17 protein-coding genes and 3 pseudogenes are annotated in these 21,689 nt (G+C 64.8%); 11 read left to right on the top strand and 9 right to left on the bottom strand.

Annotated elements, in window-relative coordinates:
* Nucleotides 1-24: 24 nt before the first annotated feature.
* Nucleotides 25-1,759 (bottom strand): annotated as a pseudogene (locus ACSKB9_RS03015) (extracellular solute-binding protein).
* Between the two features lie 385 nt (nt 1,760-2,144).
* Here ACSKB9_RS03015 and ACSKB9_RS03020 point away from each other — a divergent pair.
* Entirely contained in the window at nt 2,145-2,975 is an 831-nt protein-coding gene (locus ACSKB9_RS03020; RefSeq protein ID WP_028340693.1) for an invasion associated locus B family protein, read from the top strand.
* Nucleotides 2,976-3,314: 339 nt separating this feature from the next.
* On the top strand, nt 3,315-4,589 hold the full coding sequence (locus ACSKB9_RS03025) for an MFS transporter (protein ID WP_438071595.1): 1,275 nt from the start codon (nt 3,315-3,317) through the stop codon (nt 4,587-4,589).
* A 47-nt stretch (nt 4,590-4,636) separates the two neighbouring features.
* Here ACSKB9_RS03025 and hspQ read toward each other — a convergent pair whose 3' ends face one another.
* Nucleotides 4,637-4,969, bottom strand: coding sequence for a heat shock protein HspQ (gene hspQ, locus ACSKB9_RS03030; RefSeq protein ID WP_021081543.1), 333 nt, complete (start codon nt 4,967-4,969; stop codon nt 4,637-4,639).
* Between the two features lie 121 nt (nt 4,970-5,090).
* Between hspQ and ACSKB9_RS03035 the strand changes: the two genes are divergently transcribed.
* Nucleotides 5,091-6,044: an AEC family transporter gene (locus ACSKB9_RS03035; protein WP_438071596.1), complete on the top strand. Its 954-nt coding sequence runs from the start codon at nt 5,091-5,093 to the stop codon at nt 6,042-6,044.
* 70 nt (nt 6,045-6,114) lie between these two features.
* Here ACSKB9_RS03035 and ACSKB9_RS03040 read toward each other — a convergent pair.
* Nucleotides 6,115-7,298, bottom strand: a pseudogene (locus ACSKB9_RS03040) (UbiH/UbiF family hydroxylase).
* Nucleotides 7,299-7,430: 132 nt separating this feature from the next.
* Here ACSKB9_RS03040 and pcsA point away from each other — a divergent pair.
* The 5 genes from pcsA to ACSKB9_RS03065 all read left to right on the top strand — a co-directional run bounded on the left by pcsA (nt 7,431) and on the right by ACSKB9_RS03065 (nt 13,116).
* Nucleotides 7,431-8,159: a phosphatidylcholine synthase gene (gene pcsA / locus ACSKB9_RS03045; RefSeq protein ID WP_438071598.1), complete on the top strand. Its 729-nt coding sequence runs from the start codon at nt 7,431-7,433 to the stop codon at nt 8,157-8,159.
* Complete coding sequence (locus ACSKB9_RS03050; RefSeq protein WP_438071599.1) at nt 8,156-8,881, top strand: TerC family protein; 726 nt, start codon at nt 8,156-8,158, stop codon at nt 8,879-8,881. The genes pcsA and ACSKB9_RS03050 overlap by 4 nt, the downstream gene beginning before the upstream one ends.
* Nucleotides 8,882-9,039: 158 nt before the next feature.
* A complete protein-coding gene (locus ACSKB9_RS03055; RefSeq protein WP_438071601.1) occupies nt 9,040-10,014 on the top strand; it encodes a quinone oxidoreductase family protein in 975 nt (324 codons plus the stop codon).
* A 452-nt stretch (nt 10,015-10,466) separates the two neighbouring features.
* The gene (locus ACSKB9_RS03060; RefSeq protein WP_438071602.1) at nt 10,467-10,922 is read left to right on the top strand and encodes a (2Fe-2S)-binding protein; all 456 of its coding nucleotides are present in this window, start codon (nt 10,467-10,469) and stop codon (nt 10,920-10,922) included.
* A gap of 1 nt (nt 10,923) precedes the next feature.
* Complete coding sequence (locus ACSKB9_RS03065) at nt 10,924-13,116, top strand: molybdopterin cofactor-binding domain-containing protein (RefSeq protein ID WP_438071604.1); 2,193 nt, start codon at nt 10,924-10,926, stop codon at nt 13,114-13,116.
* A gap of 250 nt (nt 13,117-13,366) precedes the next feature.
* Here ACSKB9_RS03065 and ACSKB9_RS03070 read toward each other — a convergent pair whose 3' ends face one another.
* Both ACSKB9_RS03070 and rimO read right to left on the bottom strand, forming a co-directional pair.
* Nucleotides 13,367-14,563: an acetylornithine transaminase gene (locus ACSKB9_RS03070; protein ID WP_438071606.1), complete on the bottom strand. Its 1,197-nt coding sequence runs from the start codon at nt 14,561-14,563 to the stop codon at nt 13,367-13,369.
* Between the two features lie 234 nt (nt 14,564-14,797).
* A pseudogene (rimO, locus tag ACSKB9_RS03075) lies at nt 14,798-16,122 on the bottom strand (30S ribosomal protein S12 methylthiotransferase RimO).
* Nucleotides 16,123-16,238: 116 nt separating this feature from the next.
* Here rimO and ACSKB9_RS03080 point away from each other — a divergent pair.
* The 3 genes from ACSKB9_RS03080 to ACSKB9_RS03090 all read left to right on the top strand — a co-directional run bounded on the left by ACSKB9_RS03080 (nt 16,239) and on the right by ACSKB9_RS03090 (nt 18,378).
* Nucleotides 16,239-16,829: an ANTAR domain-containing response regulator gene (locus ACSKB9_RS03080; protein ID WP_028332037.1), complete on the top strand. Its 591-nt coding sequence runs from the start codon at nt 16,239-16,241 to the stop codon at nt 16,827-16,829.
* On the top strand, nt 16,826-17,983 hold the full coding sequence (locus ACSKB9_RS03085) for a CmpA/NrtA family ABC transporter substrate-binding protein (protein WP_438071608.1): 1,158 nt from the start codon (nt 16,826-16,828) through the stop codon (nt 17,981-17,983). Before ACSKB9_RS03080 ends, ACSKB9_RS03085 begins: the two co-directional genes overlap by 4 nt.
* 242 nt (nt 17,984-18,225) lie before the next feature.
* A complete protein-coding gene (locus ACSKB9_RS03090) occupies nt 18,226-18,378 on the top strand; it encodes a hypothetical protein (protein WP_016844408.1) in 153 nt (50 codons plus the stop codon).
* 74 nt (nt 18,379-18,452) lie between these two features.
* Here the strand turns inward: ACSKB9_RS03090 and ACSKB9_RS03095 are convergent, their stop codons facing one another.
* The 4 genes from ACSKB9_RS03095 to pxpB form a co-directional block, all read right to left on the bottom strand.
* Nucleotides 18,453-18,863 (bottom strand): hypothetical protein, encoded by a 411-nt coding sequence (locus ACSKB9_RS03095; RefSeq protein ID WP_438071610.1) that lies wholly within the window; start codon nt 18,861-18,863, stop codon nt 18,453-18,455.
* Between the two features lie 152 nt (nt 18,864-19,015).
* Nucleotides 19,016-19,789: a LamB/YcsF family protein gene (locus ACSKB9_RS03100; RefSeq protein WP_438071612.1), complete on the bottom strand. Its 774-nt coding sequence runs from the start codon at nt 19,787-19,789 to the stop codon at nt 19,016-19,018.
* A gap of 30 nt (nt 19,790-19,819) precedes the next feature.
* Nucleotides 19,820-20,854, bottom strand: coding sequence for a biotin-dependent carboxyltransferase family protein (locus ACSKB9_RS03105; RefSeq protein ID WP_438071614.1), 1,035 nt, complete (start codon nt 20,852-20,854; stop codon nt 19,820-19,822).
* Nucleotides 20,851-21,582, bottom strand: coding sequence for a 5-oxoprolinase subunit PxpB (pxpB, locus tag ACSKB9_RS03110; RefSeq protein WP_438071616.1), 732 nt, complete (start codon nt 21,580-21,582; stop codon nt 20,851-20,853). The genes ACSKB9_RS03105 and pxpB overlap by 4 nt, the downstream gene beginning before the upstream one ends.
* Nucleotides 21,583-21,689 lie beyond the last annotated feature (107 nt).

Genomic DNA, 21,689 nt, shown 5'->3' on the forward strand with positions numbered 1-21,689 from the left:
CATCGGGTCGCAAATCACTTGGAATCACTTGGACTGCGCGGCGGGCTTCTGCCACCAGGTTTCCGGCAGGTAGCCCGTCAACGCCGTGGTCGAAGGCCGTTCTATCCGATTCCAGCGCGCGATCCATTGCTCTCCCAAGTTAAATAGGGGGATAGCGTAGAAGCCCGACATCAGGCCCCGGTCCAGCGCCCGCACCGCCGAGACGAAGGCCGGCCGCTCGCGCGCCGCGAGCAGCGCCGCGATCATGGCGTCGATGGCGGGATCCTTGGCGCCCATGTAGTTTCGGGTGCCCGGCACATCGGCGGCCTGGCTGCTCCAGTAGAACCACTGCTCGTTGCCTGGCGATAGCGACTGGTCCCAGCGGATGGGGATCATGTCGAAGTCATAGCCGACCCGGCGCTGCTCGAACTGCACCGCGTCGACCACCCGCACCGCGGCTTCGATGCCGGCCCGCTTCAGGTCACGCTGATAGGCGAGGGCGATCCGCTCATGCTCGCGCGTCGTCACCAGGATCTCGATGCGCAGCGGCGTCCCTGTCGAGCGCTGCTTCAAGACCGTGCCGTCGAGCGCGTAGCCCGCCTCGGCGAGCAGCGCGAGCGCACTGCGCAGGAGGCCGCGGTCGCGCCCCGACCCGTCGGTGACCGGCAGTCGATAGCGGCCGTCGAGGATATCGGGCTGGATGTGCGACAGATATGGCTTGAGCAGCTCGAGCTCGCGATCGTCGGCGGGGCGGCCATAGGCGGACAGATCCGATCCGGCGAAGAAACCGCCAGCCCGCGAAAACAGTCCGAAATAATAGTTGCGGTTGACCCATTCGAAATCGAACAGCATCGCCAGTGCCTGACGCACCCGCAGGTCGGCGAATTTCGGCCGCCGGCTGTTGAAAACCAGGAATTCGGACGGCCGCGGCGTGCCGATCTTGATGGTGTCGCGGATCACCTCGCCGTTGCGCGCCGCCGGGAAGTCATAGCCGTCGTGCCAGCGCAACGGCTCGGTCTCGGTCCGGAAATCATACAGGCCGCGCTTGAAGGCCTCGAACATGCCGTTGGCCTCGCGGTAGTAATCGAGCCTGATCTCGTCGAAGTTCCAGAGGCCGCGGTTGATGGGCAGATCGCGGCCCCAATAATTGGGATCCCGCGTGAAGGTCACGCTGGCGCCGGGCTTGACTGCCGTCACGCGGTAGGGGCCGGACCCGATCGGCGGCGCCAAGGTGGTTTCCTCGAACTTTTCGGGGTCGATAGCGTGCCGCGGCAGGATCGGCATCAGGCCGAGGATCAGCGGCAATTCGCGATCCGCCACGCCGCCGAAATCGAACCGGACCGTGAGCGGGTCGAGTGCCTCGGCCTTTGCGACTTTCGAATAATACTGGCGGTGCATCGGACGGCCATGGTCGCGCAGCAGCGCCAGCGAGAACAGCACGTCGTCGGCCAGTACCGGCCGGCCATCCGAGAAGCGGGCGCGGGGATCGATGTGGAACGTCACGTAGCTTCTGGCGTCGTCGGTCTCGACGCTGCGCGCGAGCAGGCCGTACAGCGTGAACGGCTCGTTATTGCCCCGCGCCATCAGGCTTTCGTAGACATAACCGCGCTCATAGCCGTAGCCCCTGAACTTGCTGCACGGGGACGCCCCTGATGATCAGGGGATTGAGGCTGTCGAAGGTGCCGATCACGCCCTGGACCAGGCGGCCGCCCTTGGGAGCGTCGGGATTTGCGTAGGGCAGGTGGATGAAGTCGGGTGGCAGCGCGGGGGCGCCATGCATCGCGATCGCGTGGCTCTCGGCGGCGGCCGCAGGGACCAGCCCGCTCGTCAGGAATCCCAAGACCGTGAATCCCAAGACCAGCCAGATGGCGGCCCATGCGGCGCGCCAAGTGTGCCCCGGAACACGTGCGTGAGGCGCCGGATTTGATTCGCGAAACGTCACGTCCGGAGGTTTATCACAGGCCGCTGAAACTCGCCGCGAGATGGGCGCAAATCCGCTTGTCGGCATTGATCTTTCCGCGCGCCGCTGTATTGAAGGCGTGCAATTCGAAGGCGGGAACGCCTGTCACGTATCCGCCTCAATTGACTAGGAGACAGCCGCCCAAACGGCTATGTGTCGGCGCCTGCAGCGGTTTCGGGCTTCCGTTCAGAAAGGGTTTTCCGCAATGAATTTCCGTATCTTGGCCGCCCCGGTCCGGCCGCATGGGCGAATTGTTGCCCTGATGGCGGCGACGGCATTCTCTGCAGCGCTCCTGGTTCCTGCCGCTCGGGCCCAGCAGCCGGCAGCGCCGGCGCCTGCGGCACCGAAGGCTGCGCCCAAGGCGGCACCCAAGGCAGCTCCGAAGGCTCCGGCAGCCCAGGCGCCCGCCCAAGCACCGGCCGCCGGCCAGCCGCCCGCTGCGGCCGCCCAGCCGCCAGCGCAGGATCAGCAGATCCAGCTGATCTATGCCCCCTGGACCAAGTTCTGCCTGAAGGGCCAGGAAGCCAACGCCAAGCAGGTCTGCTTCACCGGCAAGGACGGCCGCATCGAGTCCGGCCAGCCGGTGATCGCCGCCGTTATCATCGAGCCGGAAGGCGAGCCGAAGAAGATCCTGCGCGTCACGCTGCCGCTCGGCATGCAGCTCGTGCACGGCACCCGCATCATCGTCGACGGCAACCCGCCGCAGCAGGCGCCCTATGTGATCTGCTTCCAGAACGGCTGCATGTCCGACTATGAAGCAACGCCTGAACTGATCGCCAACATGAAGAAGGGCCAGAACCTCGTGGTCCAGGCGATCAATTCCAACGGCGCGCCGCTGACGCTGCCGCTGCCGCTCAACACCGAATTCGCCAAGGCCTATGACGGCCCGCCGACCGATCCGAAGGTGTTCGAGGAAAACTCGAAGAAGCTGCAGGAAGAGTTGCAGAAGCGCGCCGAAGAGCAGCGCAAGAAGCTGGAAGGCGCGGGCGGTGGCTCTGCGCAGGCTCCGGCGCCGGCCAACCCGGCGGCCAAGTAAACACTTCAATCACGCGTTCAAGAAAACGCGAGATCATCGCGATCAGAAGGCGCCCGGAAGGGCGCCTTTTTTGTCATGCGAAACAGACTGGCTGCTGGCGGCCTGCTGCGCTGGTGATCGCGCAGATCGTGTGCGATGGTCGCCGCAGGGTGCTTCGATTGCGTCGCGCAATGAGCGCGCATCGTTGGTGCCTGGTCCGGACAAGTCCGGCGTCGAAGCACAATCATAAATCCGATACGGGAGGCCAGACGAAAGCGCGAACAGCGCCTTCGATGCGCGAATGCGCGCGTGGTTCTTCCGCGAATCCTGGCCGCCGTTTGCAGTCATGGAAGTCGCGCGATGTCCCAGCAAGTCAGCACGCAGCGGCGGGAACCGCGCTCCCGGCCTCGGGAGCAGCCGACCGGCGGTGCTTCGGTCGATGCCGGCGTTCGCGTCAGCCAGGACAACGTCCCCGGAACGTTTCATCCCGGTATCGTCCATCTCGCGCTGGCGATGGGCGGCTTTGCGATCGGCATCGCCGAATTTGCGACCATGAGCCTGTTGCCATTCTTCGCCCACGACATGCACATCAGCGAGCCCCAGGCTGGCCACGCGATCAGCGCCTACGCGCTCGGCGTCGTCGTCGGGGCGCCTGTCATCGCGGTGCTGTCGGCGCGCATGACGCGGCGGACGCTGTTGATCGCGCTGATGGGCTTCTTCGCGCTGATGAACGGCCTTTCGGGGCTCGCGCCCGATTATTACACCATGCTGGCGCTGCGCTTCCTGGCGGGGCTGCCGCACGGCGCCTATTTCGGCATCGCCATGCTGGTCGCGGCCTCGCTGGTCCCGACGGACAGGCGCACGGTGGCCGTCGGCCGCGTGCTGCTGGGGCTCACCATCGCGACGACGATCGGCGTTCCGCTCGCCAACGGGGTCGGGCAGGCAATCGGCTGGCGCTGGGCCTTCGCGATCGTCGCCGGCCTCGCGCTCTTGACCGCGGTCCTGGTCCTGACCTTCGCCCCGCGTGATGCCGCGAGCAGCAACGCGAGCCCGCTGCGTGAACTGTCGGCGCTCGGCCGCAAGCATGTCTGGCTGACGCTGGCGATCGGTGCCATCGGTTTCGGCGGGCTGTTCTCGGTCTACACCTATCTGGCCTCGACCATGCTGGCGGTGACCCACACCTCGCCCGCGCTGGTGCCGGTTACGCTATGCGTGTTCGGCGCCGGCCTCACCGCCGGCAACATCATCGTGCCGCGCTTCGCCGACCGCGCGCTGATGGCAACCGCAGGCGGGCTCCTGCTGTGGTCGGCGGCGACGCTCGCGCTCTATCCGCTGGCGGCCGGAAATTTCTGGACGCTGACCGCCGACGTGTTCCTGATCGGGCTGGGCGGGGCGCTCGCCACCGTGCTGCAGACCCGCCTGATGGACGTCGCGGGCGAGGCGCAGAGCCTCGCCGCGGCGCTCAACCACTCCGCCTTCAACGTCGCCAATGCGCTGGGTCCGTGGCTCGGCGGAATGGCGGTCGCAGCCGGCTATGGCTGGACGTCGACCGGCCTCGTCGGCGCGGGGCTGGCGCTGGCGGGCTTTGCCGTCTGGGCGATCGCGGTTGTCTTGGCCAAGCGCGAGGGGGTGTGAGCGTGGCAGTTCGAACGCCGCGGCATTCGCCGGACGGCCGCCGAATCTCAGTTCAGCGACGGATTGCGCGGACGGTAGCCGCCCGATTTGTCCTTGATGAAGATCTCCGCCACCTGCGAATGCCGGATCGGCTCGCCGGACTCGTCGGGCAAGAGGTTCTGCTCCGAGACATAGGCGACGTACTCGGTTTCCGAGTTCTCCGCGAGCAGGTGGTAGAACGGCTGGTCCTTGTGCGGCCGCATGTCCTCGGGGATCGACAGCCACCATTCCTCGGTGTTGTTGAACTCCGGGTCGATATCAAAAATCACGCCCCGGAAGGAGAACACCCGGTGACGGACGATCTGCCCGATCTGAAACTTGGCGGTGCGCGCTTTGATCATGGCTCGTCGATAGACCAACATTGTGGCCGATGCTAGGGGCTAAGGTCCGAATTGACCCACGGTTTACCGATTCCAGCCCTGCAAAAACAACCCGAAATCCGGCCGAGAAACTACTTTCAGAATGATCGATATCCTCAATCTGGCGTTGCCGTATTTCGGCTTGATCTTCATCGGTTACGCGTGCGGCAAGGCCAAGGGTTTGCCCGAGAGCGGGCTCGCCTGGATGAATTTCTTCCTGCTTTACGTTTCGTTGCCGGCGCTGCTGTTCGGGATCATGTCCAAGACGCCGTTTGCGGAGCTGAACAACCCGCCATTCCTGATCGCCACCACGCTCGGAACCGTGCTCGCATTCTTCCTGGCGATGGTCGCGGGCAAGGTGATCGGCGGGCTCACGCTGCGCGAGGCGACGCTGGCCGGGCTGTCGGGCGCCTACGGCAATATCGGCTATATGGGGCCCGGCCTCGCGCTCGCCGTGCTCGGTGCCAAGGCGGCGGCGCCGACCGCGCTGATCTTCTGCTGCGACAGCATCTTCCTGTTCTCGATCGTGCCGCTGCTGATCGAGCTCACCGACCGCGACCATCCCTCGCTGCTGCACGCACTTGGCGTGGTGCTGCGGCAGATCGTGCAGAACCCGCTGATCATGTCGGCCGTGTTCGGGGCGCTGGTCGCGGCGTTTCACGTCCCGATCCCGGTCGCGCTCGATCGCACCATCCAGTTCCTGGAAAACGCCGCCGCGCCGACGGCGCTGTTCGTGCTGGGCATCACGGTGGCGCTGCGGCCGTTCGAGCGGGTGCCGTGGGAGGTCCCGGGCGTGGTCGCGATCAAGCTTTTGATCCATCCGCTGCTGGCGTTCGGCCTGATGCTGCTGTTCGGCCCGTTCGCGCAGCCTTGGGCCGCGACAGCGGTGCTGATGGCTTCGCTGCCGCCGGCGCTCAATGTGTTCGTGATCGCGCGGCAGAACGACACCTGGATCGAGCCGGCCTCGGTCGCGGTGCTGATCGGCACCTTCGCCTCGGTGGTCACGCTGACCAGCGTGATGTGGTTCATCCAGAGCGGACGGCTGGTGTTTCCCTGATCGGCGCGCTTCTTATTTGACGCGTTTTCTTAACGCGAACCGGTACCCACTTTGCTCGAAAACGCTTTGCTTACCGCCGCCACGACGGCGCGAGGCCTTCGCGCATCGCCAGGCGCCGCAGCGGGCCGAATGCGCCGAGCAGATGCAGGCCGGCAGCGCGCGCCGTCTGCATGCCGAGGAAATCGCTCAGCAGCGACCGGTTGGCGATGTCGATCGCCCAGGTCCGGCTGGCGACATCGGGGCGCCGCGCCGCCTGGTAGCGCGACAGCACATTGGGCGCGCCGGGATCTTCGCCACGACCGATCGCGTGAGCCGTGATCTCGGCGATATCGGCGGCATCGCGCAGTCCCATATTGAGGCCCTGCGCGCCGATCGGCGGCAGCACATCGGCGGATTCCCGACCAGCGCGATCCGGTCCTTGGCGAATTGCCGCGGCCGCTCGATCGCGAGCGGAAACACGTGACGGCCGCCCTGGACCTCGACGCGGCCGAGGATCGAATGCGATTGTCGCTCGGCGGCGACGGACAATTCGTCGTCCCCGAGCGCCATCAGCCGTTCGGCCTCCTTGGGCGCCGAGACCCAGACCACGCTGCTTCTGACGCCGCTGAGCGGCACGAACACGCAGGGGCCGTGCTCGGTGTGGAACTCGGTCGAGACGTTGTGGTGCGGCCGGGTGTGGGTGACGTTGAAGGTGAGGGCGGACTGCCCGAGCTCGCGGCTTGTCACCTCGATGCCGGCGGCCTCGCGGGACAATGAGTTGCGCCCGTCGGCACCGACCACGAGCCGGGCCTGAAGCGACTGGCCCTGCCGCGTCACCACGGTGACCGCTGCATCGTCCGGCCGCACCGAGGCGGCTTCATCGTCGAACCGCGTCAGCGCGGACATTTCACCGGCGCGGTCCTCGAGCGCCGCGACCAGCGAGCGGTTGTCGATGTTGAAGCCGAATTGCTCGCGGCCGATCTCATCGGACGAAAAGCGCACCTCGGGCGCACGGATCAGGCGGCCGGTGTCGTCGACGAGGCGCATGGTCTTGAGCGCCGCCGCTCGGTCGCTGCAGCGCCGCCAGACGTCGAGCCGATCCAGGATATCGGTCGAGGCACCGAGCAGCGCGGTGGTCCGGTTGTCGGCATAGGGCGCGCGGCGCGCCAGCAGCGCAGTCCGCGCACCTGCGTCGGCAAGGGCAATCGCAGCCGTTAATCCGGCCGGACCGCCGCCTATTACGATAACGTCATAATCCAGCGAGCTGTCGGTCATATCAGGACATTTGACATGCTTGGCCCGATTTTCAAGCCATCGGTAACCACCAAGAGTTTCCAACGCTTTGCGCGGCGGAACGCCGCAAGACCGCATATGCAAACCGGTCCGATTCCTGATAGCACTCGGCCGATGGAGCATTCGAGCCAGCCCGATGCGTTGCCAGAACGGATGCGGACCGCCGCATTCACCGTTCATATTTTCACGGCGCTCGGCGCCGGGGTCGCGCTGCTGGCGATGCTGGAGGCGGTGCGCGAGCACTGGGCCAACATGTTCGCCTGGCTCGGGGGCGCGCTCATCATCGACGGGATCGACGGCCCGCTGGCGCGCCGGCTCGACGTGGTGCGGCTGCAGCCGAACTGGTCGGGCGAGGTGCTCGACCTGGTGGTTGATTTCGTCACCTATGTGTTCGTGCCGGCCTATGCGATCACCGCGAGCGGCATGCTGCTGCCGCTGGCGGCGCCGATCCTCGGCATCGGCATCGTGGTCTCCAGCGCGCTGTATTTCGCCGACCGCCGCATGAAGGCCGATGACAACCATTTCCGCGGCTTCCCGGCGCTGTGGAATGCGGCGGCGTTCTACCTGTTCCTGCTGCATCTGCCGCCCGTGCTGTCGACGATCGTGGTCGCGCTCCTGATCGTGCTGACCTTCGCGCCGTTCCACGTGCTGCATCCGCTGCGGGTGGTGCGGCTGCGCTGGCTGACGCTGTGGCTGCTCGGCGCATGGGCACTGCTCGGCATGTACACGCTCGCCAACGATTTCGTGGTCGGAGCCCCGATCACCTTCGGTCTCTGCGCCATCGCCGTCTACATCATCGGCAGCGATACCGTGATCCGCCGGATGAAAGCCTTCAGAGCATGATGCAACTGATCACCAGCCCGGAAGCCTGGGCGGCGCTGCTGACCCTGACTGCGCTCGAGATCGTGCTCGGCATCGACAACGTGATTTTCCTGTCGGTGATCGTGTCGCGGATCCCGCCGGCGCAGGCCAAGCGCGCGCGGCAGATCGGCCTGCTGCTGGCGCTCGTGTTCCGCATTGTGCTGCTCTCGATCCTGGTCTGGTTAATCGGGCTGACCCAACCGGTGATCACCGTCAGCGACGTCGCGCTGTCGTGGCGCGACATCATCCTGATCGGCGGCGGCCTGTTCCTGATCGCGAAAGCGACCCATGAGATCCACGGCGAGGTCGAGGCGCGCGAGGCGGACGCCGATGACAGGCCGAGCGCCAGCGCGTTCTTCTGGGTGATCGTGCAGATCATCATCATCGACCTGGTGTTCTCGCTCGATTCGATCATCACCGCGATCGGCATGGCGCAGGACATCGAGATCATGATCGCGGCGGTCGTGATCGCCTGCGTCATCATGTACATCTCGTCGGGACCGGTGGCGCGGTTTGTCGCCGAGCATCCGACCACCAAGATGCTGGCGCTGGCCTTCCTGGTGCTGATCGGCGTGGCGCTGGTGGCCGACGGCTTCAAATTCCACATTCCGCGCGGCTACATCTATTTCGCGATCGCCTTCTCGGCCGCCGTCGAGGCGTTCAACGTCATGGCCAAGCGCAACCGCAGGAAGCCGGCGCGCTGATGGGCATGATCTCCGCGCAAACGCTGCGCGTTTGTCGCGAGGGAAAGCCGCTTCGCACTTTTCCGGATCGTGCCGTAGCCGGTTCCGGCCCGCTTGGTTGACAAGCCGGCCGCGATGGCATTCGCTCGCTTGACGCTGATATTGAGGGGAGCGACGACATGACCAAGGCTGTGCGCGTGCACCGGGTGGGAGGCCCGGAAGTCCTGACCTACGAGGACGTCGAGGTGGGCGCGCCGGGGACGGGCGAGGTCCGGATCCGCCAGCATGCGGTCGGTCTGAACTTCATCGACGTCTATTTCCGCACCGGCCTCTACAAGGCGCCCGGCCTGCCGTTCATTGCCGGCAATGAGGCTGCAGGCGAGGTGTTGGCCGTGGGTCCGGGCGTGACCAATTTCCACCCCGGCGATCGCGTCGCCTACTACTACAATCTCGGCGGCTACGCGTCCGAGCGCGTCATCCCGGCCGACAAGCTCGTCAAGCTGCCCGACCATATCACCTACGAGCAGGGCGCCGTGCTGATGCTGAAGGGCCTCACGGTCTGGTATCTCCTGCACAAGACCTTCAAGGTCGAGCACGGCCATCGCGTGCTGATCCACGCCGCGGCGGGCGGCATCGGGCTGCTCGCCTGCCAATGGGCGCGGGCGCTCGGCGCGCATGTCATCGGTACCGTCGGCTCGAAGGCGAAGGCCGATCTCGCGCTCGCCAATGGCTGCGATCACGTCATCCTCTATAACGAGGAGAACTTCGTCGAACGCGTCAAGCAGATCAGCCGCGGCGAGCTCTGCGACGTCGTCTATGACGGCGTCGGCAAGACCACGTTCCCGGGATCGCTGTCCTGCCTCAGGCCGCGCGGTCTGTTCGTCTCCTTCGGCAACGCGTCGGGCCCGGTGCCGCCGTTCCCGCTCGCCGAGCTCAACAACCACGGCTCGCTGTTCGCGACGCGGCCCAAGCTCAACGACTATGTCGGCACCCGCAAGGAATTGCTCGAAGGCGCCGACACGCTGTTCGCCGCCGTGATCAACGGCAAGCTGCACGTGCCGATCAACCACGCCTATGCGCTGAAGGATGCGGCCAAGGCGCATATCGACCTGGAGAGCCGGGCGACGACGGGCGCGGCGATTTTGCGGCCATAGTCGTCGCAACGACCGGCACCAGTTTCGGACCCCTTCTGCTGGCCGCATTGGCGATCGCCGCTATTCCCGGTCGGGGCAATTTTCCAAGTCGTCGCCAGAGCTTGTCGGGCGGAAAAGCGTTGGCATTGCGTCGACATTCGGGGATTGCACTTGGCGGCATGGTGCACGTGATCGGCGGCGTCATCCCGCGCTACGGCCGAGGGCGAGCGTACACAATCATTCGGCTCAACGAGGCGCCGGGCCCTCGATAGCTTGTCACAGGCAGAAATCTGGGGCACTCTCGTCACAGCCGATCGCTTGCAATTCAAGGTCTAAGGGGCGCGTCACACCCGTTGCAACATTCCGCATTCCGCGCGGGAGGCAGTCCCATCTTTTCAGTTTCGGCGACGTATTTTTGAAGACAGCTGATACGCGACTGCGATTTCATAATCCAATTTAGAGGAGAGCGCGCGATGCGAATTATGCTCAATGGCCGCGCGAGCGAGATTGACGCCGATACCGACAAGCCGTTGCTTTGGATCCTCAGGGATGACTTGCGGCTTGTGGGCACGAAGTACGGATGCGGCCAGGCGCTGTGCGGCGCATGTACGATCCACATCGACGGTCAACCGGCGCGCGCCTGTCAGACCCGCATCGCCGATGTCGCCGGCCGGAATGTGGTGACCATTGAGGGCGTCTCAGGCAGGGTCGCCGAAGTCGTACAAGCGACCTGGGCCAAACTCGATGTACCGCAGTGTGGATATTGTCAGTCGGGACAGGTCATGGCCGCGATTAGCTTGTTATCCAGCAATCGCAAGCCGACCGACCAGGACGTCGATGATGCGATGAGCGGCAACATTTGCCGCTGCAACACCTATCAGCGCATCCGCGCGGCCATCCATGAAGCCGCGAAACTGCTGGGAGCGTAACATGCTCAACGAAGGATTTGCACGTTTCCCGCGAGAGATCGCCCCGTCGCGTCGCTCGTTTCTTATCGGCGCGGCCGCAGCCGGTTCAAGCCTCGTCGTCGGCTTCTCGACTTTCGCAGATGTTGCGCCGAGTGCGCCCGGGCCCAACCCGTTCGAGGGGTATTTGCGAATTTCGCCGGATGAAACCGTGACCATTTACTCCTCGCAAATGGACATGGGGCAAGGCATCTATCACGGCATCGCCACTCTTGTTCAGGAGGAACTGGATGCAGATTGGGCGAGGGTGTCGGTTGCAGGCGGCTTCGGCAACCCAGCCCTCTACGGCAACTTGAGCATGGGTGGGAAATTCCAGTTCACGGGCGGTTCATCCGGCACTGCTTCATCGTGGGAGCGCTATCGTCGCGCCGGCGCGACGGCACGTGCAATGCTTGTAGCGACCGCAGCCGAGCAATGGAACGTTCCGGTCAATGAAATCAGCACCAGCAATGGTGTTGTGAGTCACGCTTCGGGCAAGTCGACGACCTATGGCGCCCTGGTTACCGCTGCTGCCACGCGGCCGGTACCCGGCAATGTCGCGTTGAAAGAGCCGCAAAAGTGGAAGTACGTCAGCGCCGAAACGTTGCCGCGATATGATTCAGGGCTCAAATCGACGGGTCGCCAGCAATACACCATCGATGTGTACGAACCTGGGATGCTAACGGCGGTCATGATTCACCCGCCTCGGTTTGGCGCAACCTTGAAGTCCTTCGATGGATCGAAGGCGAAGGGGATGAAAGGGGTTGTGGACGTCGTGGCGACTCCTCGCGGCGTCGCTGTCGTCGCGTCGGGCATGTGGGAGGCGATCAAGGGGCGCGACGCGGTAACCGTCGAATGGGACGAGTCGAAAGCCGAGAAGCGTAGCTCCAGCGATCTCATCGCAGACTATCGAGCGGCGGCAGACAAGGGCGGCGAGGCGGTCGCGGCCAACTCCGGCGACGTTGATGCAGCCTTCGCCAAGGCAGCGAAGGTGCTCGAGGCTCGTTACGAGTTTCCATACCTCGCACATGCGCCGATGGAGCCAATCAACGCAGCTGCGCGGATGAATCCCGATGGAACGCTGGAGATATGGGGCGGCCATCAGATGCCCGATCTCTACCAGGCGATTGCAGCCAAGGTAGCGGGCATTGCCTCGGACAAGGTCATCTTGCGGGTGATGAAAACCGGTGGCGGTTTTGGACGCCGCGCCAGCCCGGATGCGGATATCATCGTCGAGGCCGTCGCGACTGCAAAGGCTTTGGGCTGGAAGGCGCCGGTCAAGGTGCAGTGGACCCGCGAGGACGATATGCGCGCTGGGCGTTACCGGCCGGCATTCGTTCACAAGTTGAAAGCCGCGCTCGACGACAAGGGCGCGCTGATAGCGTTTCGCGATAGTGCCGTCGGTCAGTCGATAGCCAAAGGCACTGTCTTCGAGGCTGGTTTGGTTCGAGAAGGCGTAGACAGGCTTTCAGTCGAGGGCATCCAAAACCTGCCCTATGCAATACCAAATATCCGCATCGACCTGACGACGACAGACTCGCCCGTGCCGGTTCTGTGGTGGCGGGCAGTCGGGTCGACCCACACGGCATACGCGCTGGAGAGCTTCATCGACGAACTTGCCCACGCTGCAGGAAAAGACCCGGTTGAATTCCGTCTCGCCATGTTGAAGGGCAAGCCAAGACATACGGCGGTTTTGCAGCTGGCCGCAGAGAAGGCAGGTTGGAGCTCGCCTGCGCCAGCGGATCGCCACCGCGGCATCGCATTAGCGGAATCCTTCCGCTCATGCGTGGCGCAGGTTGCGGAAATTTCGGTTGAAAAGTCTGGACAGCCCAAGGTCCATCGCGTTGTCTGCGCGGTCGACTGCGGCACCGCAGTGAATCCCGACCAGGTTCGCGCGCAAATGGAGGGCGGCATAGGCTTCGGTCTCGGCGCCATCCTGAAATCTCAACTGACGCTGAACCAGGGAATGATCGTAGAAGGCAATTTCGACGGATACGACGTACTCAGGATCGACGAGATGCCAAAGGTGGAGGTCTACATCGTCAATTCGACCGCCCCACCGACCGGAGTTGGCGAACCGGGCGTGCCACCGATTGGACCCGCCGTGGCGAACGCGTTCTTCAGTGCCACCGGAAAACGCGTTCGCGTGTTGCCCTTCTCGCGATCGGAAAACAGCTAGCAGGGGGCATCCGGAGCAACTGTGGAGCACCGGCGGACTTCTGGGCGGCCGCAACGCTTGTTCGGCTATGGAGCGTCCGAGTATCGGCCATCCTGCTTCAGCGCCTTGACCTGATGGCCGGCTGCGATGAAGCCCGCCTTTGCATAGAGGGGGCGGCGCGCAGCCTCGTTTCCGATGAAGCAATCCATTCCGTCCGCGCGGGCAGATGGATTGCTTCGTCGCTATCGCGCCCCCGCAATTGCGGCGGCTGCTACGCCACCCGCCGCGCAGCGCCCACCTTCGTCAGCACCTGATCCAGGCAATCAATAACAGCGGAAATCTCCTCGCGCCCGACGTTGAGCGCCGGCATGAAGCGCAACGTGTCCGGCTGTGGCGAGTTGACCAGCACGCCGGCCGCGAACGCCTCGGCGACGACAGCGGCACCGATCGGCATCTTGAGGTCGAGCGCCAGCAGGAGACCGCGGCCCCTGATCTCGCCGAGACCGTGCCGCGACGACAGCCGCTGCAATTCGCGCTCGAGCAAAAGGCCGGCATCGACGACCGATTTCAGGAAATCGGGCTTTCCGATCTGATCGAGCACGACGAGCCCCGCGGCGCACATCAGCGGATTGCCGTTGAAGGTGCCGCCCTGATCGCCGTGATCGAAGCACGAGGCATGCTCGGTCGCGAGCAGGGCCGCGAGCGGCACGCCGCCGCCGATGCCCTTGCCGAGCGTCATGATGTCGGGCTCGATCCCGGCGTGCTGATAGCCGAACAGCTTTCCGGTCCGGCCGATGCCGGTCTGAATTTCGTCGACAATGAGCAGCAGGCCACGCTGCTGGGTCAGCGCCCGCAACTCCTTCAAAAACTCATCCGTCGCGGGCCAGACGCCGGCCTCGCCCTGGATCGGCTCCAGCATGACCGCGACCGTCGACGACGAGATCAGCTTTCGCACCGACTCGATGTCGTTCAGCCTGGCCTTGCGGAAGCCCTGGACCTTCGGCTCGAACAGCGGCTCGAACGCCTTCTTGCCCGAGGCCGACATGGTCGCGAGCGTGCGGCCGTGGAAGCCGCCTTCGAAGGTGATGATCTCGTGGGCGCCATTCTTGTACTTGGCGCCGAATTTCCGCGCGAGCTTGATCGCACCTTCATTGGCCTCGGCGCCCGAATTGGCAAAGAACACCTGGTCGAAGCAGCTGTTGTCGACCAGCAACTTTGCCAGTTTCAGGCTCTGCTCGTTGTAGAACGCCGGGCTTGGCGTCAGCAGCCGTCTCGCCTGCGCGGCCAGCGCGTCGGCTACGATGACCGGGGAGTGGCCGAGGGGATTCACGGCCCAGCCCTGCACGAAGTCGAGATAGCGGTTGCGGTTGCTGTCCCACAAATACGAGCCGGCGCCGCGCACGAACACGACCTCGGGGCGAGCGGTGATGTCCATCAGCGCATCGAACGGATGGGTGGCGTTGGTCATGTCGATCTCCTCTGGGGTCGGTGTTGGAAAGGGCAGGCCGGAAAGCGAGAAGGCCGCGCTTTGGGGGCGCGGCCTTCTCGAAAACCTTGGCTGATTTATAGGATCAGCGATGGCCTCGGACACGGCGCAGCCCAGCATCGTCGCGGGTGCGACGACGGCAGATGGCGCGGCGGTGGGTCCGGTTCAGCTTCATGGCGCAGGGCCATACAGCCGAACGCCGGAACATGTCAAGCGTCAGAATCCGGCGACGCTGCCGTGCAGGTCGTATCGGTCGGAACGCTCGATCTTGGCGGTGACGATCTCGCCGACCTTGAGCGGCCGTCGGCTCGTGAGGTAGACGGCGCCGTCGATCTCCGGCGCGTCGGCCTTTGACCGGCCCTTCGCCACCGTCGGGCCGACCTCGTCGATGATGACCTGCTGGCGGGTGCCGACCTTGCGCTTCAGGCGCCTCGCGGAGATCTTCTGCTGCCGCGCCATCAGCGCATTCCAGCGCTCCTGCTTGATCTCGTCGGGCACGGCATTGGGAATCGCGTTCGACGTGGCGCCGGCAACCGGCTCGTATTTGAAGCAGCCGAGCCGGTCGATCCCGGCTTCATCGAGCCAGTCGAGCAGATAGGCGAAATCAGAATCGGTCTCGCCGGGGAAACCGACGATGAAGGTCGAGCGCAGCGTCAGCTCGGGGCACGCTTCACGCCACTTCTGGATCCGCGCCAGCGTCTTCTCCTGCGCAGCCGGGCGCTTCATCGCACGCAGCACGTCCGGGCTCGCATGCTGGAACGGGATGTCGAGATAGGGCAGCACCTTGCCCTCGGTCATCAGGCCGATGACCTCGTCGACATGCGGGTAGGGGTAGACATCTGCAGCCGCACCCAGGCGCCGAGCTCGCCGAGCTCCTTGGCGAGATCGAAGAATTTTGCGCGGACGCTGCGGTCCTGCCAGGGACTCTCGGCGTATTTCAGGTCGACGCCATAGGCCGAGGTGTCCTGCGAGATGACAAGCAATTCCTTGACGCCGGCCTTCACCAGCTTCTCGGCCTCGCGCAACACGTCATTGGCCGGCCGCGACACCAGATCGCCGCGCAGCTTCGGGATGATGCAGAAGCTGCAGCGGTTGTTGCAGCCTTCGGAAATTTTCAAATAGGCGTAGTGCCGCGGCGTCAGCTTGACGCCCTGCGGCGGTACCAGGTCGATATGCGGGTTGTGCGCCGGCGGCAGCGCGCGGTGCACGGCGTCCAGCACGCTCTCATATTGCTGCGGCCCCGTGATCGAGAGCACGCCGGGATAGGCGCTCTCGATCTGCTCCGGTTCGGCACCCATGCAGCCGGTGACGATGACCTTGCCGTTCTCGGCCATGGCCTCGCCGATCGCGGCGAGCGATTCCTGCTTGGCGCTGTCGAGGAAGCCGCAGGTGTTGACGATGACGATATCGGCGCCGTCATGCTTGCGCGCCAGCTCATAGCCTTCCGCGCGCAGCCGGGTGATGATGCGCTCGGAATCGACCAGTGCCTTGGGGCACCCCAAGGACACAAAGCTCACTTTCGGCGCGGCGGCCTCTTGCATATCTTTGATCTGCCTGATGAATGGGCAGGAGCTAGTCCCAATTGCCGAGAAATACAACCCTTTCCCGGGGCTTCTGGCATGATATGGATGCATCTGCCGGGCCTTAAGAGTTGTCGATGAGCGCTGAATCGTCTCCCAAGATCGTCATAGTCGACGAGAGCCCGATCCGAGCGGCCATCCTGGAGGAGGGACTGCGGGAGGCCGGGTATACGGATGTCGTGCATATCAGCGAGATGCAGAGCCTGCTCTCGCGAATCTATGCGCTCGACCCCGAGATCATCGTCATCGACCTCGAGAATCCCAGTCGCGACGTGCTGGAACAAATGTTCCAGGTCAGCCGTGCCGTCCGCCGGCCGATCGCGATGTTCGTCGACCAGAGCGACGCCGCCTCGATCCAGGCCTCGGTCGAGGCGGGCGTCTCCGCCTACATCGTCGACGGCCTCAAGAAGGAGCGGATGAAGCCGATCCTCGATCTGTGCGTCTCCCGCTTCAATGCCTTCGCCAAGCTGCAGGACGAACTCGACCGCACCAAGCACGCGCTGGAGGAGCGCAAGGTGATCGACCGCGCCAAGGGCATCCTGATGAAGGTGAAGGGGCTGACCGAGGAGGAGGCCTATGTGCTGATGCGCTCGACCGCGATGCGCGAGAAAAAGAAAATCGGAGAGATCGCGCAATCGATCCTGACGGCGTCGGAGCTTCTGAAATGACCACACCTTTGCGCATCGGGTTCATTCCGCTGGTCGACGCTGCCGCGCTGATCGTTGCCGCCGACAAGGGATTCGCGGCGACTGAGGGCCTCGACGTCACGCTGGTGCGGGAAGTGTCGTGGTCGAACGTCCGCGACAAGCTCAACATCGGCCTGTTCGACGCCGCTCATCTGCTGGCGCCGGTGGCGATCGCCTCGAGCCTCGGGCTCGGTCACGTCAAGGTGCCGATCGCGGCGCCCTTCAACCTCGGGCTCAACGGCAATGCCATCACCGTATCGCCGGCGCTGCACGCCGCGCTGATGGAAGAGATCGACGGCGACCGCTTCGATCCGATGGCAACCGCACAGGCGCTCGCCCGCGTGGTGGCCAAGCGGCGGAAGAGCGGGGCGGAGCCGCTGACCTTCGGCATGACCTTCCCGTTCTCGACCCACAATTACCAGTTGCGGTTCTGGATGGCCGCGGGCGGCGTCGATCCCGATGAGGATGTTCAGCTCGTGGTGCTGCCGCCGCCCTACATGGTCGACAGTCTAGCCAACGGCCATGTCGACGCGTTCTGTGTCGGCGCACCCTGGAATTCGATCGCGGTCGATCTCGGCATCGGCCACATCCTGCACTTCGTCTCCGACATCCTGCTCAGCGCGGTGGAAAAGGTGCTGGCAGTGCGGCAGAGCTGGTCGGAGAAGCATCCCGACATCGTGGCGGCGCTGGTGCGTGCGCATCTGCGCGCCGTGGAGTTCATCGAGCGGCCCGAGAACCGGTCCGAGGTCGCGCGCATCCTGGCGCAGCCCGAGCGGATCGGCGTCGATGCCAGCGTCATCCAGCGCACGCTCGATGGCCACTTGAAGATCTCGCCCGACGGCACCATGCGCGAGAGCAATCGCTATCTGCTGGTCGGGCGCGAGGCTGCGGCGCGGCCTGATCCGGGGCAGGCGGCCTGGCTCTATGCGCAGATGGTTCGCTGGGGCCAGACGCCGTACCGGCCGGAGGCGCTGAAGATCGCCATGGCCGTGTTCAGGCCCGATCTCTACGACGCCGCATCGGGTCGCCCGGCCGGCGCCTCCAGCGCCATCGGGGCGTTCGCCGGCCCGCCGTTCGACCCGAGCGACGTTCCGGGGCATCTGGCGGCCTTCAGGATCGGGCGCTGGAAGGCCTGAGGGCGGCGCAACGGCTGCTTTGCATGGGGTTGTTTTCGAGATTTTCGATTATTGCTGGACTGGCGCGGGTTCCTGACGCCTCGAATTGCAGCGAATAGGATTCTCGGCCGAGCGCGCGAGAAGGAATATTCCTCTCGGAACCGAGTTCCCGAAGGCGGCGGCATCGCTATTTTTGCCGCCCGCTTGAATCCGGACGCGAACGATATTCCATATGTCCGAGAATGGGGCGTTGGAGATCGACCATGCGCGAGCTATCGGCGGAGGCCCGCCTGCACCTTTACGCGCGAAACATTTCACGGAAGTCCGGGACCGGAATTCACACGGCGGCGCTGTACAGCGCCTTTGCGGTGATCGCGGCCATCGTGTTCGGCACGCTGTCCGTCCACCCGTTCTAAGCGCTTCGGAACATTCAAGAGCCGCCGCCTGATATCCTCAGGCGGCGGCTTTGTGTTGGCTATGTGCTGACAGCTCAGTAGCCGTAGCCGCGACCATATCCGTAGCCGCCACCGCAGGTGCTGCAGGTCGGTTGAACTGGCGCGTAGTAGGAATAGCCCGGCGAGACCATCTGCACGCGCTCCTGGGTGGCGTATTGCGGCGGAATGCGCTCATAGGCGACGCCTTCGGGCGCGACCATCACCGTCCTCGGCACCATCACGGTGCGATACTGTGCCGGCGTGCGATGCGCGACGACGCGGCCCGGCGACACCATCACGGTTTCCTGCACCGTGCGATACTGCGGCGGCACGGTCTGCACCTGATAGCAGGTCGTGCAGGGCTGGGGCGGCGGCGTATAGCAGCTGTAGCAGCCGGCGGATGCCGCGCTGGTGAAGGCGGCGGTGGCAACCGCGGCAATGGTGAGAGAGAGGCTGGTGCGGAACATGCTTTCGTACCCAATTTCCTAAGAGGACAATCAAAGGCTCGGAAGCTGCACCTAACAATCAAACGGCAAGTTTGGGTTTAAGAAGACTCTTAACGGAATCTAAAAGGGCCGGCGCGGCGGCCGGCCCTTTTTTTGATCAATGCAATCGCGGCTTAGTACGCGGTCTTGAACGGCGCAACGGTGATGCCCGCCTGCTTCAGCGCCTCGCGCAGGCCGCGCGCGATCTCGACGGCGCCACGCGTGTCGCCATGGATGCAGACGGTATCGGTCTGCATCTTGATCACCTTGCCGGTGACCGAGACGACCGCGCCGTCCTGCACCATCCGCACCACACGATCGGCAATCGCCTTGGGATCGTGCAGCACCGCGCCGGGCTTCTTGCGCGACACCAGGTTGCCGTCGTCCTCATAGGCGCGATCGGCGAACACCTCATGCGCCATGCGCAGATTGGCAGCCTCGCCGGCACGCACCAGTTTCGAATTCGCCAGCACCACGAACACGAGGCTCGGATCGACCGCCTTGATCGCATTGGCGATCGCCCTTGCAGTCATGTCGTCCTCGCAGGCGACGTTGGAAATCGCGCCATGCGCCTTCACATGGGTGACCTTGTGGCCGGCCGCGGTCGCGATCGCCTGCAAAGCGCCGATCTGATAGGCGATCAGGTTCTCGATCTCCGAGGACGTCAGTCCCGGTATCGGACGGCGGCCAAAGCCGTGCAGGTCGCGATAGCCGGGATGGGCGCCGACGCTGACGCCGCGCGCCTTCGCCAGCTCGACCGTCTTGCGCATGATGTCGGCGTCGCCGGCATGAAAGCCGCAGGCGACGTTGACCGAGGTCGCAAGCTCGATCATCGCGGCATCATTGCCCATTTCCCAGGGGCCAAAGCTTTCGCCGAGATCGCAATTGAGGTCGATGGTTGAGGTCATGACGATCGATCCGTCTGTTGTTGTACAGATTCAGGGTAGCGCAACTTGCCAGGTCGACACATCGACGGCGTTGACGGCCTGACCCGCGACATTCGCATCCCGCAGCGCTTCGATGTTGAGGCCAAAATCCTCAATGCCACGGAGGCGGTCGGGCAGGGAACGCAGCAGCTCGTGGAACTTGATCGCCTCGGCCTGCGCTTCCGCCATCGTCACCGCCTTGAAGCGGAACGGCCGGCCGGCCGAGATCTGCGCGAAGCGGCCGAAATCGGCCGTGATCACGGTTGCGATCTTCGGATAGCCGCCGCTGGTGCCGCGGTCCGGCATCAGCACGATCGGCTGCCCGTTGCCGGGCACCTGGATGCTGCCGTTCACGGTGCCGTCGGAGACGATGTTGTGGCCGTCGAGATGCTTGATGGCGGGACCTTCGAGGCGATAGCCCATGCGGTCGCTGGTCGCCGAGATCTTCCACTCGCTGTCGACCAACAGCTCCTTGTGGTCCTCGGCGAACTCGTCGTCCTGGGGGCCGAACAGGATGCGGATCGGCGCATCGGTCGCGGCCGGCAATTCGATGCGGCGCTCGGGCGCGCCGCTTGCAGCCTGCGTCGTCAACTCGTCGCCGCTTTGCAGCGGCCGCGGGTGGGGGCTGCCGAGCCCGGCGCGGGCGTTGACGGCGAGGCTGCCGAACATCGGCTCGCCTTCGATGCCGTGCTCGATCGCGAGATAGCTGAACGAGCCGCCGCGCGCGAAGCCGAGAGTGAGCGTCTCACCTTCGGCAAGCGTCGCCGAGCTGTCGAACGCGACCGGCCGGCCGCCGATATCCGCATTGCGCGACGCGCCGGCGAGGGCGACGCGCACCGCGCCCCCGCGCGCGGTGAAGCTGGCGCCGAACGGGCCGATCTCGACCGCGGCGGCGAACAGGTCGTTGCCGACCAGCGTGTTGGCGGCCGCCAGCGAAAGCCGGTCCATCGCGCCGCTCGGCACGAGACCGTAGCGCTGCGAGCCCGGACGACCAGCGTCCTGCACCGAGCTTGCCGGGCCGATCGAGGTGACGACGAGCTTGCTCATGGCGTCACCAGTTCGGCGACGAACTCGCCGGCCTCGGCGGCGCGGTCCTGTTCGGCAAAGGTCTTGGCGTCGATCGCGGTGAAGGTGATGGCGTCGCCCGGCTCCAGCAGGAAGGTCGGATCGCGATGCAACTGGTAGGTCCGCACCGGGGTGCGGCCGAGCAGATGCCAGCCGCTCGGGCCGGCCAGGCACTGCACGCCGGTCTGGATGCCGCCGATCGAAATGGTGCCGGCCGGGGTCAGGAGCCGCGGATCCTTGCGCCGGGGCATATGCAGGAACTTCTCCAGTCCGCTGAGATAGGACCAGCCCGGCGTGAAGCCGATCATGGCGACGCGATAGTCGCCGGCGACATGGCGTGCCACGATCTGGTCGGGCGTGGTTTTGAGCGCCTTCGCGACGTCCTCGAGATCGATGCCGTGCTCGCCGCCATAGGTCACCGGGATGCGCCAGCGCCGCGTTCCGGTCTCGGTCGGCGGCGCCTTGGCGGCGCGTGCGAGCAGTTGCTCCCCGAGCGCATCGAAGCCGATCTGCACGGGGTCGTAATGCACCAGCAGCGACCGGTAGGTCGGCACGGTCTCGGTGATGCCGGCGATCGGCTCGGCGGATATCACGTGGTCGAGCGCCAGCACCCGCCGGTTGGCGGCGTCGTCGATGGTGCGGCTGAATTCCACCGTGATGGCGCTGTCGCCACTCGGCAAAAGGCGGGGAGGACTTAAGGGTTCGGCCATTGGGTCAAGCGCTGTCGTCAGCCATCAAGCTAGCGTGTTTCGGGATAAAACGGAATTCGCTTCGTGCAAAATGATGCAGCAACTTCAATAAATTAATCGGCATGCCG

Origin of the sequence: Bradyrhizobium sp. BR 1433 (genome assembly GCF_051547665.1) — a bacterium.
In the GTDB taxonomy this organism is placed as follows: Bacteria; Pseudomonadota; Alphaproteobacteria; order Rhizobiales; family Xanthobacteraceae; genus Bradyrhizobium; species Bradyrhizobium australafricanum.

What these genes read in the sequence shown, in the direction of transcription:
- ACSKB9_RS03020 (WP_028340693.1), top strand. Translation starts at nt 2,145, where the DNA reads ATGAATTTCCGTATCTTGGCCGCCCCGGTCCGGCCGCATGGGCGAATT.
- ACSKB9_RS03025 (WP_438071595.1), top strand. Translation starts at nt 3,315, where the DNA reads ATGTCCCAGCAAGTCAGCACGCAGCGGCGGGAACCGCGCTCCCGGCCT.
- hspQ (WP_021081543.1), bottom strand. Translation starts at nt 4,969, where the DNA reads ATGATCAAAGCGCGCACCGCCAAGTTTCAGATCGGGCAGATCGTCCGT.
- ACSKB9_RS03035 (WP_438071596.1), top strand. Translation starts at nt 5,091, where the DNA reads ATGATCGATATCCTCAATCTGGCGTTGCCGTATTTCGGCTTGATCTTC.
- pcsA (WP_438071598.1), top strand. Translation starts at nt 7,431, where the DNA reads ATGGAGCATTCGAGCCAGCCCGATGCGTTGCCAGAACGGATGCGGACC.
- ACSKB9_RS03050 (WP_438071599.1), top strand. Translation starts at nt 8,156, where the DNA reads ATGATGCAACTGATCACCAGCCCGGAAGCCTGGGCGGCGCTGCTGACC.
- ACSKB9_RS03055 (WP_438071601.1), top strand. Translation starts at nt 9,040, where the DNA reads ATGACCAAGGCTGTGCGCGTGCACCGGGTGGGAGGCCCGGAAGTCCTG.
- ACSKB9_RS03060 (WP_438071602.1), top strand. Translation starts at nt 10,467, where the DNA reads ATGCGAATTATGCTCAATGGCCGCGCGAGCGAGATTGACGCCGATACC.
- ACSKB9_RS03065 (WP_438071604.1), top strand. Translation starts at nt 10,924, where the DNA reads ATGCTCAACGAAGGATTTGCACGTTTCCCGCGAGAGATCGCCCCGTCG.
- ACSKB9_RS03070 (WP_438071606.1), bottom strand. Translation starts at nt 14,563, where the DNA reads ATGACCAACGCCACCCATCCGTTCGATGCGCTGATGGACATCACCGCT.
- ACSKB9_RS03080 (WP_028332037.1), top strand. Translation starts at nt 16,239, where the DNA reads ATGAGCGCTGAATCGTCTCCCAAGATCGTCATAGTCGACGAGAGCCCG.
- ACSKB9_RS03085 (WP_438071608.1), top strand. Translation starts at nt 16,826, where the DNA reads ATGACCACACCTTTGCGCATCGGGTTCATTCCGCTGGTCGACGCTGCC.
- ACSKB9_RS03090 (WP_016844408.1), top strand. Translation starts at nt 18,226, where the DNA reads ATGCGCGAGCTATCGGCGGAGGCCCGCCTGCACCTTTACGCGCGAAAC.
- ACSKB9_RS03095 (WP_438071610.1), bottom strand. Translation starts at nt 18,863, where the DNA reads ATGTTCCGCACCAGCCTCTCTCTCACCATTGCCGCGGTTGCCACCGCC.
- ACSKB9_RS03100 (WP_438071612.1), bottom strand. Translation starts at nt 19,789, where the DNA reads ATGACCTCAACCATCGACCTCAATTGCGATCTCGGCGAAAGCTTTGGC.
- ACSKB9_RS03105 (WP_438071614.1), bottom strand. Translation starts at nt 20,854, where the DNA reads ATGAGCAAGCTCGTCGTCACCTCGATCGGCCCGGCAAGCTCGGTGCAG.
- pxpB (WP_438071616.1), bottom strand. Translation starts at nt 21,582, where the DNA reads ATGGCCGAACCCTTAAGTCCTCCCCGCCTTTTGCCGAGTGGCGACAGC.